The following is a 14,365-nucleotide window of genomic DNA, read 5'->3' on the forward strand; positions in this document are numbered from 1 at the left end:
TTCCGCCCCAAATTCAACGTCTGTCACACAAGTCACACGTTCATCTATGATTTGGCTACCGGCCACTCATACGTCGGCCAACACCGGTCCTGCGACGGCAGGGTGGGGCAAGGCATAGCCAAAACCCCTAACACCATGGAGGGCACTGCCATGAGAACCACCCTGCGGAGGACCGCTGCCGCCCTAGCAACGTTAGCCATGCTTATTACACTTGCCGTCGTGGGCGGCGGGACCGTGAGCGCGGCGGGTCCGGTTACTGTCCTGGCCGCCGCCGACACGTACGTGCAGGCGGACCGGCCAACGGAGAACTTCGGGTCCAGCGTCCGTTGGTCGACGGAAGGCCGGACGAACATCTGGCGTCATGGCCTGCTGCGCTTCAACGTCACGGTCCCGGCTGGCGAAAAGATCACGTCGGCCAAGCTGAGGGCCTACTCGGAAGCGTCCACAACCGCGAGTGAGTACGTGGACGTTTACACCACGGCGGGCGGCTGGACTGAAACCGGCGTGACGTGGAACAACGCACCTGCACGGGGAACTTGGCTCGGGAAGACCGGCGGCTTTGCCGCAGGCGCTTGGGTGGAGTGGGACGTGACCAAGGGTGTGACGGCCGGCGAGAACAATCTGAAGCTCGAAACGAACGGGCAAAAGTGGGTGGGCTTCAAATCTGACGAGTCCGCGGATCCGGCTCGGCGCCCGCGCCTGGTAGTCACTACGGAAGCTGTCACCACAACGCCAACGCAGCCGCCGGGTGACGGCACCACCGCCGCCGCTACTTTCAACTGGGGTACCCCAGTGGCTGGGGACGAATTCAACTACACCGGGGCACCTGACCCGGCCAAGTGGACCGTCTACAACAGCGCCGGCCACGCGGGCAACGGCATCCGCTCACCTCAGCAGGCCATCGTTGACGGCTCCAAACTCGTGATCAACGGCACGCCTAACGGCACCACCGCCGGCATGGGCGCCAAGTTCGACAAACGCAAGTATGGGCGGTGGGAAGTCCGGGCAGCAGGATCCGGTGACAACGAATATCACATGGTGTCCATCCTTTGGCCGGACAGTGAGAACTGGCCGTGCGACGGCGAAATTGACTACGCCGAAACTGATGGCGCTTGGAACGTCATCAAGTTCTTCCACCACTACTCCTGCGAGAACAAACAAACATCGGCGCAGAAGGCCCTCGATGTGTCCCAGTTCCACAACTACGCGGTCGAGTGGACCGACAAGGGCATCGTTGGTTACGTGGACGGCGTGAAGTGGTTCGAGGACAGGGACCCGGCACATCAACCTCCCGGCCCCATGCACCAAACGCTGCAGCTGGACTGGTTCCCGGACAGCACGGCTGACGGGGCCGGGGAAATGCGGGTGGACTGGGTGCGCGTCTACAACGTGGCCGCGCCGTCACCAACACCCTCGCCTACACCCACACCCGCGCCTATCATGCCGCCGGCCAGCGGAGATACGTTCGACTTCGCCGCTACGGGTGATATGAACCCGTCCGGCGTGACGGACCCGAATTCGGCGTCCGGGAAGAACGCGGCCAGCATCCGAGGCGCGCTGGACAGTGGAGCGCTGGATAACTTCATCGGCGTCGGTGATTTCCAGTACAGCGTCGGTACCTGCGGTCCGGGCAACGATTCCTACGCGAACTATGAACGCAACTGGGGGGCGATCAAGTCCAAGACCTACTGGACGCCTGGGCCGAACCATGACGTGGAGCCTGGCCGGAACGACGACCTGGACCGCTACATGGACGGGCAGTGTGTGAGCACGTCCAAGTCTGCTACCAGCACCACGCTGGGCAGGTTCCAGGACGCACTGGAATGGTACGCGATTGATAAGGGCAACTGGCACATCCTGTTTGCTCCCACGGCGGTATGGCGTTACAACTCCACGCGTGCAAGCCAAATGACCGCAGAGTTCGACGCGGACCTCGGGCGGGCCAAAGCCGCGGGCAAGCACCTGGCGGTTGTCTACCATGACCCGTACTTCACGTCCAACACGTCCAGCCACAGCCGCTTCACTCAGGGCAAGCCATGGATTGACGTGTTCGACAAGCACCGGGTGCGGGTGCTGCTGTCGGGTTCGCAGCACAACTATGAGCGGACCTGCCCGGTGAACAAGAGTGACGTTTGCACCACTGACGGGATGCAGCAGTTCCAGGTGTCCACGGGCGGCATCAGCCTGCGTGCGTTCACGAGCTCGCCAAGCTACATGCAGAAACGGTTCAGCGACACGTGGGGGCATCTGCGGATGAGCTTGAAGGCTGACGGTTCCTACTCATGGGAGTTCAAGCCTGTTCACGGCGCCATGCAAACCGACAGCGGATCACGCCCCGCACCATAAGCAAGAGAAAGGGTGGCCCCCAATCATGGGGCCCACCATCTGCCGGAAAGGGAAGCACCACCATGGGCATCAGGAAAGCTGCAACAGCAGCAGTAACAGCAGTAGTCGCAGCAGGCACCATCGCATCAGCAGTCGGCGGCGCGGACAAAGCCCCGGCACAGAACACCGAACCACCCACGAACGAAGACCCATCAGCCAACGGCACAGTCGCACCATCCCTGTGCTACGCCACCCAAGAGGACGGCACAGGGTTCTGCGTGGACAGATCAGTGTGCAGCGGTGGATGCCTGCACGTGGACGGAACCAACGCAGTGCAGAACCGCAAGTGGTACGAGCTGAACAGCTGACGCCAAAAGATGACCAGATAGCTGACTTCCCGCGATAGCTAGTACCACTCCCGAGAGTTCCCTCCGCATCGATGACTGAAACAGGGGAGCCGACCCGGATAGCTGGCCATGCGGCTCAGCCCTTGGCCGACCGCTTCCCAAGCGGTGCGTCCTTCAGGACACAAAGGCCAAGCAGCGGTGTCCGACGCGGCACTTCTTCGGGGCAGTGCGGAACAGCTGCCGTCTCAGCTGTCCGCACCATATGCGGGCACTAGAAAGGGCGCACCCTTCTAAACTGCTCCCCCATGGAGTTGGACTGAGAGTCTTCGGCGCCTCGGCTCAGGTAGATAGGCAGGAACGATGAGTCCGGGCTCCCCATTGCCCCAGCAATGCCACAACAACTATCAGGGCTCCGGAAACGATCAAAGCAGGGCCGGCTCCGGCGCCGGCAAGCAGCGCGCCAAGAGCCGCCCAAGAAGAAGCACAACAATCGCAGCACTTCTCCGGTTCAGCAATCCCTTGTGCCCCCTTACGAGGAAAAGCTCACCCGACAACGCGGTTAAGGTGGAGGTCACGACCACGGTTGTCATTTCCCTGACCGCGAGCTTTCGGGCCACACATGCCTGAATGCCCATTGCAGCTGCCGCCAATGAAGAGATGATGACTCGGACGTCGGTGGTGAGGTTATTTTCGACCAGGGAGGCTAGGGCCCCGAGGGAGCAAAGAAGGAGCCCTGCGACAAGCAGCAGCACCGTGATTGGCAGGCGCCATTCCGCAGATCGTTTTCTCAGTACCAGCCCGGTCACCGCGGCGCCGATTGAGAAACACACCATCGCTGTCAGAGGACCTAGCACTGGAAGGCCATCTGCTCCCGCCATGGCCATGCCCAGTATCACCACGTTCCCCGTCATGTTTCCGATGAAGACGTGGTCAAGGGCGAGATAACCAACTGCATCGACGATCCCAGTCCCAAAAGTCAGGACCATTAGGAGCCCAAGCAACTGCACATTCCAGCGCTTCTCGGCCAGGACCTGTGCTTCGTCTGCTTGATTACCAAGTCCGGCACCGGGTGCGGCAGATGGGGTATGTAGGGATGTGGTCATTTTTGAATCTCCTGAATGGTTCTGAAGGGCTGCAGCTTGGCGGGAGGTGTGACCGTCGCTAAAACGACGGCGGGGCTTATGCTCCCGCCGTCATGGGCCGTTCGCCTTGCTGCCCAGCATTGTTAGCGCGGCGCTCAGCCTTCAAGCTTGGAGTGCTCGCCCAGACGGTGCCATGAACGGTTGTGGTAAACCAGAGCGTCGCCGGGTTCGCCCGCTTGGACGTCACGCATCACGCGGGACTCGAGGGCGTGAACGGCGATGATTGTGGAGGTCCCCACCTCCATGCGATCGATGACGGCGCAGCGCACCCAGGCGCGGACATCGTCATACACCGCTTCGCCGGTTGCAAGGGCCGACCAGCGGTGCGTCTGGTCGAAGCGGTCGGCGCCGGGGGTCGCTCCAAACTTCGCCAAGCCGACGTCGTGCGCGTCCAGCAGGTGCACGACGACGGTTTCGGCGCGCGACAGCACCTCGGACGCAGAAGACAGTGCCGAGACCGAGAAGATCAGCAACGGAGGGTCCGCGCTCACCGACACGACCGACGATACCGTCAGCGCCACAGGCCCTTCGCCGGCATCGGCCGTGACGACGGCGACACCTCCCGGGTGCCCACGGAACAGTGCTTTGAATTCATCGGCCGAGAGGGAGGACGGGAAGCTTTGCCGCGGAGCCTCGAGCCAGGTGTCTGTGGGGTAGGCGTGAAACACCGTTATGACACCCTGGGGACGGAGCGGGCGAGTTCCTCGCGAACGATGCTTGTCCCCGCACTGAGGGCACTCAGCTTGGCCAGTGCGACGTCCCGCGGGAACGGTGCCATGCCGCAGTTCGAGCTGGGGATGAGCTTGTCCGCATCGACGAACTGCAGTGCCTTGCGGAGGGTGTTGGCGACCTCCTCCGGGGTTTCGACGGTCTCGCTTGCGACGTCGATTGCCCCGAGCATGACTTTCTTGCCGCGAAGGAGCTCGATGAGGTCCATGGGCACGTGCGAGTTCTGGGATTCCAGCGAGATGATGTCGATGCTGGAGCTCTGCAGCAGCGGGAACGTTTCCTCGTACTGCCGCCACTGTGAGCCGAGCGTCGCCTTCCAGTCAGTATTCGCCTTGATCCCGTAGCCGTAGCAGATATGCACGGCGGTCTCCGCACGCAGTCCTTCTGCCGCTCTCTCAAGCGCGGCCACGCCCCAGTCCTTGACCTCATCGAGGAAGACATTGAATGCGGGCTCGTCGAACTGGATGATGTCCACGCCGGCGGCCTCCAGTTCCTTCGCTTCCTGGTTCAGGATCGCGGCAAACTCCCAGGCCAGCTTCTCGCGGCTCTTGTAGTGGTCATCGTAGAGTGTGTCCACCATGGTCATCGGGCCGGGAAGAGTCCATTTGATTGGCTTGTCGGTGGTTGCGCGGAGGAACTTTGCGTCTTCGACGAATACCGGCCGCTCGCGGCCCACCGGTCCGACGACGGTCGGTACGCTCGCGTCGTAGCGGTCGCGGATGCGCACGGTTTTACGCTGTTCAAAGTCCACCCCGCTGAGGTGCTCAATGAAGGTGGTGACGAAATGCTGGCGGGTTTGCTCGCCGTCGCTGACGATGTCGATGCCGCGCCGGCTCTGCTCGTGGATGGCGATGCGCAGCGCATCCTGCTTGCCCTCGAGCAGCGCATCTCCCTCCAGCTTCCACGGGGACCACAGAGTCTCCGGCTGGGCGAGCCACGATGGTTTCGGCAGGCTTCCGACAAGGGTGGTGGGCAAAAGTGTGTTCATGATTGGCGATTCTCCGTGGGTCAGTTGACGAGAGCGGGGTAGTTGGCGGTCCACTGGTCCAACAGATCCTTGTGGGGCGTGATGAAGTGCTCCTCCGTGTACTTCGCCTGCGTGAGCGCGAGCTGGCTGCGCTCGACGCGGTCGTAAGCGATCTGGGTCCGCGAGTAATCCTGCTCGCCCAGGCTCGGCTGGTAGACGGCGGCGGCGGCAGAGTTCGCGTTGTAGACCTCCGGGCGGTAAATCTTTTGGAACGTCTCCATGGTGCTGATCGTGCCGATGAGCTGCAGGTTGGAGTAGTCGTTGAGCAGGTCGCCGCGGAAATAGAAGGCGAGGGGAGCCACGCTGCCGCGTGGCATGAAGTAGCGGACCTGCAGCCCCATTTTTCCGAAGTACGCGTCCGTCAGCGAGAAATCGTCCTGTTTGTACTCGACACCGAGGACCGGGTGACGGTTCCCGGTTTGCCGGTACGTCTTGGTCGTGGAAACGCTGATGCAGACCACTGGCGGCTGCGGAAAGCGTTCCTGGCCTACCGGGGAGTCGAGGAAGTGCTGGAACAGCTTGCCGTGAAGGTCGCCGAAGTCTTCGGGAACGGTGGGCTTGCCTGAGTCCCCTGCTGCCGCCGGCAGTACGACGCTGAAGTCGAAGTCACGGACGTAGGAGGAGAAGTTGTTCCCGACGATTCCTTGGTGGCGGACCCCGTTCAGCAGGTCAATGATCTGGATGTCGAGAACCTCGAACAGGGGGAACTGCTGATCCGTACCTTCCGCAGTGAACTCAATCTGCGCGGAGACGATATTAAGCTCGAGCGTGTAGCGGTCTCGGTCCGGGTTGTCCCAGTCTGCGAGATCGTTGAAGCGGCGCCGGATCATGGTCAAGGCGTTGCGGAGGTTCTCCTGGCGGTGCTCGCCCCGTGCGAGGTTGGCGAAGTTCGTCGTGATCCGGGAGCCTTCCGACGGGGAGTAGTCCTCGTCGAAGCGGGTCGTGCTGATGCTGAAGGTGAAGTCGTCTGCCATGCGCTGCCAATCCGTTGATGATGGCCGGCGACGGCCTTTCAGAAGGGGATGTATCCATAGTGCTGACTTCAGGGGGGTATCGGGTAACTAGGCGATGCTATGCATTCATATAGGATATTCCTATGCCCCAGCCTTCGAGCGGACTGACCCTGCAGCAGCTCCGGTACTTCATTGAGGTTGCAGCTGAGGGGTCGATCTCCGCGGCTGCCGATCTTCTCTACGTAGCGCAGCCGACAATGTCCGCGGCGATGAAGGACCTTGAGGCCCGGGTGGGCCGTGCGCTCCTGGTTCGCTCAGCCCGCGGGGTCACCCTCACCGCCGACGGGGCAGAGTTCCTCGGCTATGCGAGGCAGGTCGTCGAGCAATTCGCTCTCCTCGAGCAGCGATACCTTGGCAGGCCACCGACGCGACGTCTGCTCGGGGTCTCAACGCAGCACTACTCGTTCGCGGTGGACGCCTTCGTCCGGATGGTCAAGGCCACCGAGGTCGCCGAATACGAGTTCTCGCTCAGGGAGTCCCGCACCTGGGACATCATCGAGGATGTCCGGACGCTCCGCAGCGAGATAGGCATCCTCTACCGGAACGATTTCAACCGGAAGATCATCGACAAGCTGCTCCGGGAATCCGGGCTCGCGTTCACTCCGCTTTTCCTCGCCGAACCGCACATTTTCATTTCACGGAACAACCCGCTCGCCTCAAAAGAGCGTGCGACTCTCGCCGATCTCGCCGGCTTGCCGCGGCTAACCTTCGATCAAGGTGCGAACAACTCTTTTTACTTCGCCGAGGAGATCTCTCCACCCTGTCCAGTAAGCAGGAGATCCGGGTCTCTGACCGTGCGACGATCTTCAACCTCATGATCGGGCTCCACGGCTACACGATCTCGACGGGCATCATCAGCGGGCAGCTGGACCCGGAGATCGTCGCCATCCCGCTCGACGTTGACGAACGCATCGAGATCGGCTGGATCGGCCACGCCGCGATTCCGCTTACCGACCAAGCGCAGCGCTACCTCGGGGAATTGCGGGCCGTCGTCGCTGAGTTTGGCGTAGCGCTACTCGACTGACTGCTGTTGAGCGGGCGGTCTTTACCCCTTCGGTGATCGGACGTGTTTGTTGCAGCCGGGCGGGCTGCTGGTATCGCACATGCCCGTCGCCGTCGTTGGCATGGCCGGGGCGAACGCCAGCGAGGAAACTGGCCTGTTCCAGGTGGTGACGATCCAGCCCGAGCGGAACGCTCGGGTTTAGGCCAAAATAGGCTCTCCCCCGGGCATTCTGAAACGCCGATAGTGGACCTTATGTAAACTCGTACTCTGCGTATTGCATCAGATGAATCAATCGTCCCGATCCCCCGGATGCGCGAGCAGATCTCTAACTTCCTTGAGATTCCGCGGAACATTCGACGCGAAAGCTTTGATGTGCAGCTGGTCAGGTGCTGTCCGGCAGCTGCACGGCTGAACCTTTAAGCAGTCATGACAAGCCTCTGACCTGCAGTTTTGTGCTGATGATGCATTTAATGAATCATTGATTCAGGATTTGAGCACAACTTCGAGGGAAAAGCGGGGTGAGAATGGCGGTCGACGCGTCCGGGCGTGTGCTGCAGCTGAGCGCGGTGCAGCTGCTGCATCCCGAGGAACAGACGCTCGAGGACATGCTGACCGGGTGGCGCAACCAGCAGCTCTCCAGGAACCTCCAGTTCGACACGATCGACAAGGGAATCGCAAGTGTCCGCAGGTTCGTCAACCATGTGAACGAGTTCCCTTGGAACTGGGCACCGGAGCACGTCGAGGAGTATTTCGGTGACCTCCGCTCAATCCACCAGCTGACGCACTCCACTATCCGGGGTTACCAGTCCACGCTCCGCCGGTTCACGTCCTACGTGTCGAACCCCGACTACGGCTGGGACCAGGTCTGCGAACAGCGCTTCGGCACACACCCGTCCCAGGTCTTCTTTGACTGGAACACCGCCTCCCACACACAGGAGTACGAAGGACGCGCCTCCAAGCGGCCCTTCACCAAGACGGAACTGCAGATGCTGTTCGATCACGCCGACGACCAGGTCGAACTCATCGCCGCCTCGGGCAAGAAAGGCTGGCAGGCAGCCTACCGGGACGCCGTCATGCTGAAAGTCGCCTACTCGTACGGCTTGCGGTTCAACGAACTCCGGCACCTGCAAACCATCGACTTTGCGGCCAACCCCCAAGCACGAAGGTTCGGCAAGGCAGGCGTCTGCAAGGTCCGGTTCGGCAAATCCCGCAAGGGGTCCCCGCACAAACCCCGCAGCGTCTTGACGGTCTTCGACTGGACCGCAGGCGTCCTCGAGGACTGGCTCGCCAACGGACGAGGCACGCTCGACACCCTGGACCTGTTCCCCAGCGAACGCGGTGGCCTAATTTGTGAATCCACCCTGCTGCGCCGGCTCCGGCGCTACCTCGACGAGCTGGGCCTGCCAATGGATGGCCTGGACCTGCATTCGCTCCGGCGCTCCTATGCAACGCACCTGCTGGAGGACGGATGGGATCCTAGATTCGTGCAACATCAGATGGGCCACGAACACGCCTCCACCACCGGGATCTACCAGTTCGTCAGCGACGACTTCCGCAACACGACCCTCCGGGCTGCGCTGGACCGCACCCTGGATGAAGTCCTGGGCGTGCAGATGCGAGGTCAATGGTGAGACGCGAAGTTGAATACAAGTGGCGGCTCTCCGAGCTCATGGCGGCACGGGGACTTCACAACACCACCGACCTCATCCCACTGCTGGCCGAGCGCGGGATCACCTTGTCCCGACCACAGGTCTACCGGCTCGTCAACCAGAAACCTGAACGCGTCGCACTGCAGGTCATCGCCGCGATCTGCGACATCTTCTCCTGCGGACCCGAGGACCTCATCACCGTCACGGCCGCCGACGTCCGCGGACGCAAAACCGGCACCAGCGCCCCCAACGTCGTCGACCTAAACCGCACCGTCAGACCACGGCGCGCACGCATCATCGACAATGATCACTGACAAACCCGAAGGTCTCAGCCCCCGCAACACCAGCCGCGGCCGGCCCCGCACCACCGGGACTGCTACCTGCGCACGCTGCGGCCGGGCCGCCGGTAAAACCCGCGCCACCTGGCCCGAAGGGAAAATCTGCGGCCCATGCTTTACCACCGCCACCCGCACCCACGGGACCTGCCCGGACTGCGGCCAGCATCGACTGTTGCCAGGCCCTCCCGCGGCTGCCGGAGGGCCCCGCTGCGCGCCCTGCGCCGGCATCATCCACGACTTCCACTGCACCCGTTGCAATACGGAGGGCGAGTTCTACCGGCGCGGCATATGCGCCCGCTGCGCCCTCCGGGAGGACCTCAACGAACTACTGCTCATGCACCCCGTCGACCCGGACACCGCCGGCAAAATCGTCGAGGCCCTTTGCAAAGCGGACCGGCCCGAGAGCATCATCACGTGGAAGCGCTCCCTCATAGTCCAAGCACTCCTCGGCTCTCTATCGAGCGGGGAAACCCCCTTGACGCACGAAGGACTCGATGCCGCGGCTAAGTCAGCCAGCCGCGAAGCCAATCACCTGCGCGCCCTGTTCATTCATCATGGACTCCTCCCCTACCAAGACCCGTATCTGGCCCGGTTCGAAACTTGGATTGACGACAAGGTCCGCCACCTGCCCGAGGAGGTCGCCAAACCCGTCGCACAGTTCGCCACCTGGCATCACCTCCGGCGCATCCGGTCCATCACAACACCGGAGAAGAGCGCCCAAGCCCCGGTCCACTCGGCCAAGCAAGAGATCACCGAAACCGTAAAGTTTCTGGACTGGCTCTGGGAAACCCACCAGCGGACGGCTGCGAGCTGCACCCAGCAAGACATCGAAACCTGGCTCGCAACCGGTCCCACGACAAGAAAAGCCATCCGCACCTTCATCGTCTTCATCAAGAACACCGGCAAAAACCACCGAGTGGACATGGGCCACTACGCAGCCAAAACCCGCCCCGCGATCACCCAGGACCAGCGCGTGGCCTGGCTCCGGGAACTGCTTACCGGCACCAGCGAGTCCCTGCCCTACCGAGTCGCCGGCATCCTGCTGCTTCTCTATGCCCAGCCGCTCGTTCGGGTCGCAAAACTCCGGACCGACGCTATCGAAACCAATGAAAGCACCGGGAACATGCGGATCACCTTCGGCCCGCACCCAGTGCCCATTCCCGAACCCTTCGCCGACTTGCTTCGAGAGCACCTTGCAGGCCGTCCCAATCTCAGAACAGGATCAGACGCACAAAGCCCCTGGCTCTTCCCGGGGACCCGGGCCGGACAACCACTTCACCCAAACGGCATCATGGATAGGCTCCGAAGCTTGGGCATCGACCTTCGGGGCGCACGAAACACGGCCCTCGACGAACACCTCTTAGTCTCACCACCGCCACTGGTCGCGGACGCACTCGGATACAGCCACCAAGTAGCCTTTCTCCACGCAGACGCGGCAGGCGACGCCTGGTCCCGCTACGTCAACCTCAGAACCAGACCCTGAGGCAACCGCTTGGGAACCACCTGCCTCATCCGTTCAAGGCTGTTGGGAGAAATAAACGATCAGCATGCCGACCAGACCAAGCGCACCCGACCCGAACGCCACAGGGAGTAGAAGTTTCTTCCGCCGAAACAGGACCCCAGTTTTCAGCTTATCGATGAGCGCATAAACGACGCTGGCCAACAAACCAACAGCGCCAATCGCGAACAGGCTCAAACCGAGACCGGTCATCCTCGAGCACCAGTAGTCGGAGCCTTTCGGACCCAAACGACCATGGTTACTCCAGCTACAACACACAATCCATAAAACGGCCATTCGCCGCTACCTGTGACTAGGTGCACGACAAACGTAATAAACGCAAGCGCGGTCAAGCTAGACGTCCCGATCGTCATTATCAGCTTTTGCCGTTGCGAAAAGGGCCCTACTCCACGCATGTCGATCGCTTCCACTAGTAGCCGTCCTTGCTACTCCGAGACGATACCGGCTGACCGCTTATCGCACACGTGGTCTTTTATCCCAGCTCTGTTCCTCATCCGACTCTCGAGAGAATACGACCGGCTTAGATCCGCAGGGATGCCAGTAAACTTAGTTGAAGGTTCAACTAGCATTGCCTTTTTGAGTTCATCACTCACTGCCCCGCTTCCGAAGGATGCTGATGGACAACGCAAATGCCGCGCGGATAGTTTCTGACAAGCAACCCCGGCGCGACCGCATAGGACACCAGCACCCGTACCGGTGTTCGCATATCTGACTTTGATGGATTCTGCGCCCAGGCCTCTCACTGCAGTTGCCGAGGCGCACCAGGGGTGACCACGGTCCACCCGCGGGGCTCTGCCACTCCCCGGGCCGCACATGGCGAAGCTCCGACCAGATAGCGGCTGGACCGGAGCTTCACCTCAGTGTGTAGCTGCAACCTGAGAATTCGCTGAAGAATGCCGGCGCGGCACCGGACCCATGACCGCTGCAGAAAACAAGGGGCTGAGCCGCCCCGCTCGGCGTCGGGCCGACTGCGGTGGCCCTTGACGTGCGTCCGGGAAGGCGCTGACACTCAATCCCAGAGCGTGAAGGTTGGAGGCAGCCATGGCAGGTCAACGCATCGGGTACGTCCGCGTGAGCTCGTTGGACCAGAACGAGAAGCGCCAGCTCGAAGACCAAGTTTTGGATCGGGTCTTCACCGACAAAGCCTCTGGCAGGGACACCGCCAGGCCCCAGCTCGCCGAGCTCATGCGGTTTGCACGCGACGGCGATGCCGTCGTGGTACACAGCATGGACCGGCTCGCCCGAAAACCTGGACGACCTGCGCGCCCTGGTGCAGGGCCTCACTCGCAGAGGAGTACGCGTCGAGTTCTTGAAAGAGAATCTGGTCTTCACCGGCGAAGACTCCCCGCTGGCCAACCTCATGCTCTCCGTCATGGGTGCATTCGCAGAGTTCGAACGCTCATTGATCAGGGAGCGGCAGCGGGAAGGAATTGCCCTTGCCAAGCAGCGCGGAGCTTACACGGGACGGAAGAAAACACTTTCGCCGGAACGGGCCGCTGAAATGGTGGAGCGCGCCGGCACCGGGGTTCCGAAAGTCGCCCTGGCCCGCGAGTACGGGATCAGCAGGGAAACTGTCTACCAGTACCTGCGCCATGCCAGACCGAAGTAGCCACCCTAAATCCGGGCCCCACGACGCTGGCCCGAGCGATCCGGCAGTAAACACCTTGATTACCGGCTGCGAGAGAAACCACGCAGAGTCAGTTGCCGACGGCGTTCCCTATCTATCCTCCTTGATGATGGGGACCAGAAACACATCGACGCTTCGTGAAGCGAGTGCACGGTCCTGACGCCCAAGATTGACCTGAGTGAAGGTGTAGAGGGAGTCTGCGTCCAGAAGTTTTCCAGTTTTGGCGATAACGATTACCACCCGCTTGGGCATGAGCTGGTAATCGGCCGGATCGGCGCCTTGTTGTTCAATTTTTGCTGCGAGGCTCTGCCTTGCCGTCTTGTCGTAGGTAAGGACTTCAGTGGACACCAACGCTTGGGCGAGTAGGTGGCTTGCTGGTGATGACGAATCCGCGTGCTTAACGTGGATGAACGTTCCATCTTTAAGGAGCACGTCGCAGGCCTCAATCCTTCCCTTGCGCGTGTCGCCTTGGATCAATTGACGATCGAGGCACAGGCCGCCGGTAAGTTCAGCTAGCTCCTGGTTGTAGGCCAACTCGTCCCCGGACTTAGTCGTCCACGCTGGGAGCGCTGGCAGCGGCGAAGCCCTGTTGAAGATCTCCACGGTCCGTTTCCGGACTGTTTCGGCGTAGTCCCGTTCCATGATGTACCACCGTCCACCATGGAGAAAGTACTTCCGGCCATGCCTGTCAGTTTCGTACGATAGCCACTTCCGTACGGGCAGCTTTCCGCTGGCCAGCTGCTCATCCGCGTTTTCCAAGAGCATGACGGCAAGGCTGTCGAACTTATGCTTCCGGCGAGCTGGGGGTGCCTTGCGAACAGGCTCCAGCAGGGCATCGAGTGTAGGAAGTCCGTCTCGGGGGGGATCGTTCCGACGTGCCGACAAGCTTGTATGCCTGGGGCATGCCGAATTCGTCAATGGTTTCGTGAGGCCATGCAAGGCCGAGCCGCTTACCGTCGGACGCAATGATGGCGTCAAGCAAGTCTTCGTCGAGGGTCGCAATCAACTCCTTGTCCTTAATGAGGGTCAGTTTCTCCAAGAAGCCCAGCTCGTCACTCACGGGTGGAAGCTTGAGTGTCTTCTTGATGCTCTCTAGGTCTTGGAGAAAGGCCTCGGGCTTCTTGGACAGCGGCAGGCTGAGGGCATCGGCGCCGCGGATCGTGACCGGCTTCAGGGGGTTGCCTACGCCTTGTACGTTGCCGGAGGCCACGAGACGCGTGGCGAGTTCGCCGATGTCTTCGAAGCCAAAGCTCCGCAGTGACGCCCCAGACGGGATTGATGATCGTTCGGTCTTGGATCTTTCATCGAGAGTTACTTTGGTGACGGAGTTCAGCCTGGTTTGGTCAGCACAGCGTATGGCGATGCGCTGACCGAAGCCGTTATCAACGTATCGCTGATCGAGGAGCTGGAATCCCATGCCAAACGTAACTGCCCAGACAACACGGTCATCGGTCGCTGCCTCTACTGCGGCGTCCTCCCGGCTGCTGTGCGGGACGCTGGGCTGCTCGTCGGGGATCAGGAGTACTGCTGCAGGAACAGAACTTTTCAGGCTGACCGCCTTGCCGCTCAGGCTGTGAAGGGTCGGGCCCCAGCCCACGTCCTTTTCGTCGGTCCTACCGCAGAAAAAGCAGGGCGGAACGGTCGCC

At 61.5% G+C, this 14,365-nt stretch carries 11 protein-coding genes and 3 pseudogenes; 7 read left to right on the forward strand and 7 right to left on the reverse strand.

Annotated elements, in window-relative coordinates:
- Window positions 1–198: 198 nt before the first annotated feature.
- Both ACPEE0_RS19280 and ACPEE0_RS19285 read left to right on the forward strand, forming a co-directional pair.
- Window positions 199–2,346 carry a DUF7594 domain-containing protein gene (locus ACPEE0_RS19280; RefSeq protein WP_424575084.1) on the forward strand — a complete coding sequence of 716 codons (2,148 nt, stop codon included), beginning with the start codon at window positions 199–201 and terminating at the stop codon, window positions 2,344–2,346.
- A 62-nt stretch (window positions 2,347–2,408) separates the two neighbouring features.
- On the forward strand, window positions 2,409–2,693 hold the full coding sequence (locus ACPEE0_RS19285; protein ID WP_407710317.1) for a hypothetical protein: 285 nt from the start codon (window positions 2,409–2,411) through the stop codon (window positions 2,691–2,693).
- A 401-nt stretch (window positions 2,694–3,094) separates the two neighbouring features.
- On the opposite strand, the gene ACPEE0_RS19290 is transcribed toward ACPEE0_RS19285, so the two are convergent.
- From ACPEE0_RS19290 to ACPEE0_RS19305, 4 genes are all read right to left on the reverse strand, one after another.
- The gene (locus ACPEE0_RS19290; RefSeq protein ID WP_424575085.1) at window positions 3,095–3,775 is read right to left on the reverse strand and encodes a YoaK family protein; all 681 of its coding nucleotides are present in this window, start codon (window positions 3,773–3,775) and stop codon (window positions 3,095–3,097) included.
- A 134-nt stretch (window positions 3,776–3,909) separates the two neighbouring features.
- Window positions 3,910–4,482, reverse strand: coding sequence for a flavin reductase family protein (locus tag ACPEE0_RS19295; protein WP_424575086.1), 573 nt, complete (start codon window positions 4,480–4,482; stop codon window positions 3,910–3,912).
- Between the two features lie 2 nt (window positions 4,483–4,484).
- A complete protein-coding gene (locus tag ACPEE0_RS19300; RefSeq protein WP_424575087.1) occupies window positions 4,485–5,531 on the reverse strand; it encodes a methionine synthase in 1,047 nt (348 codons plus the stop codon).
- A gap of 20 nt (window positions 5,532–5,551) precedes the next feature.
- The gene (locus ACPEE0_RS19305; RefSeq protein WP_424575088.1) at window positions 5,552–6,544 is read right to left on the reverse strand and encodes a DUF1852 domain-containing protein; all 993 of its coding nucleotides are present in this window, start codon (window positions 6,542–6,544) and stop codon (window positions 5,552–5,554) included.
- Between the two features lie 122 nt (window positions 6,545–6,666).
- Between ACPEE0_RS19305 and ACPEE0_RS19310 the strand changes: the two are divergent.
- The 4 genes and pseudogenes from ACPEE0_RS19310 (at window position 6,667) to ACPEE0_RS19325 (ending at window position 11,056) form a co-directional block, all read left to right on the forward strand.
- Window positions 6,667–7,607, forward strand: a pseudogene (locus ACPEE0_RS19310) (LysR family transcriptional regulator).
- Between the two features lie 503 nt (window positions 7,608–8,110).
- Window positions 8,111–9,217 (forward strand): tyrosine-type recombinase/integrase, encoded by a 1,107-nt coding sequence (locus ACPEE0_RS19315; RefSeq protein ID WP_009359043.1) that lies wholly within the window; start codon window positions 8,111–8,113, stop codon window positions 9,215–9,217.
- Window positions 9,211–9,549, forward strand: coding sequence for a helix-turn-helix domain-containing protein (locus tag ACPEE0_RS19320; RefSeq protein ID WP_235047031.1), 339 nt, complete (start codon window positions 9,211–9,213; stop codon window positions 9,547–9,549). Before ACPEE0_RS19315 ends, ACPEE0_RS19320 begins: the two co-directional genes overlap by 7 nt.
- Window positions 9,539–11,056, forward strand: coding sequence for a recombinase XerD (locus tag ACPEE0_RS19325; RefSeq protein ID WP_424575089.1), 1,518 nt, complete (start codon window positions 9,539–9,541; stop codon window positions 11,054–11,056). Before ACPEE0_RS19320 ends, ACPEE0_RS19325 begins: the two co-directional genes overlap by 11 nt.
- Window positions 11,057–11,089: 33 nt before the next feature.
- On the opposite strand, the gene ACPEE0_RS19330 is transcribed toward ACPEE0_RS19325, so the two are convergent.
- The gene (locus tag ACPEE0_RS19330; RefSeq protein ID WP_009359040.1) at window positions 11,090–11,284 is read right to left on the reverse strand and encodes a hypothetical protein; all 195 of its coding nucleotides are present in this window, start codon (window positions 11,282–11,284) and stop codon (window positions 11,090–11,092) included.
- 849 nt (window positions 11,285–12,133) lie between these two features.
- Between ACPEE0_RS19330 and ACPEE0_RS19335 the strand changes: the two are divergent.
- A pseudogene (locus ACPEE0_RS19335) lies at window positions 12,134–12,701 on the forward strand (recombinase family protein).
- Window positions 12,702–12,809: 108 nt separating this feature from the next.
- Here the strand turns inward: ACPEE0_RS19335 and ACPEE0_RS19340 are convergent.
- Window positions 12,810–13,604 (reverse strand): DUF6119 family protein, encoded by a 795-nt coding sequence (locus tag ACPEE0_RS19340; RefSeq protein ID WP_424575090.1) that lies wholly within the window; start codon window positions 13,602–13,604, stop codon window positions 12,810–12,812.
- Window positions 13,504–14,334: pseudogene (locus tag ACPEE0_RS19345) on the reverse strand (DUF6119 family protein); the annotation flags it as partial. The gene ACPEE0_RS19340 and the pseudogene ACPEE0_RS19345, both read right to left, overlap by 101 nt.
- Window positions 14,335–14,365 lie beyond the last annotated feature (31 nt).

The sequence above is a fragment of the Arthrobacter sp. SD76 genome (genome assembly GCF_049726125.1).
GTDB lineage: Bacteria > Actinomycetota > Actinomycetes > Actinomycetales > Micrococcaceae > Arthrobacter > Arthrobacter nitrophenolicus.

Coding starts and splice junctions, on each gene's coding strand:
- ACPEE0_RS19280 (WP_424575084.1), top strand. CDS start 199: ATGCTTATTACACTTGCCGTCGTGGGCGGCGGGACCGTGAGCGCGGCG.
- ACPEE0_RS19300 (WP_424575087.1), bottom strand. CDS start 5,531: ATGAACACACTTTTGCCCACCACCCTTGTCGGAAGCCTGCCGAAACCA.
- ACPEE0_RS19320 (WP_235047031.1), top strand. CDS start 9,211: ATGGTGAGACGCGAAGTTGAATACAAGTGGCGGCTCTCCGAGCTCATG.
- ACPEE0_RS19305 (WP_424575088.1), bottom strand. CDS start 6,544: ATGGCAGACGACTTCACCTTCAGCATCAGCACGACCCGCTTCGACGAG.
- ACPEE0_RS19285 (WP_407710317.1), top strand. CDS start 2,409: ATGGGCATCAGGAAAGCTGCAACAGCAGCAGTAACAGCAGTAGTCGCA.
- ACPEE0_RS19290 (WP_424575085.1), bottom strand. CDS start 3,775: ATGACCACATCCCTACATACCCCATCTGCCGCACCCGGTGCCGGACTT.
- ACPEE0_RS19330 (WP_009359040.1), bottom strand. CDS start 11,284: ATGACCGGTCTCGGTTTGAGCCTGTTCGCGATTGGCGCTGTTGGTTTG.
- ACPEE0_RS19325 (WP_424575089.1), top strand. CDS start 9,539: ATGATCACTGACAAACCCGAAGGTCTCAGCCCCCGCAACACCAGCCGC.
- ACPEE0_RS19315 (WP_009359043.1), top strand. CDS start 8,111: ATGGCGGTCGACGCGTCCGGGCGTGTGCTGCAGCTGAGCGCGGTGCAG.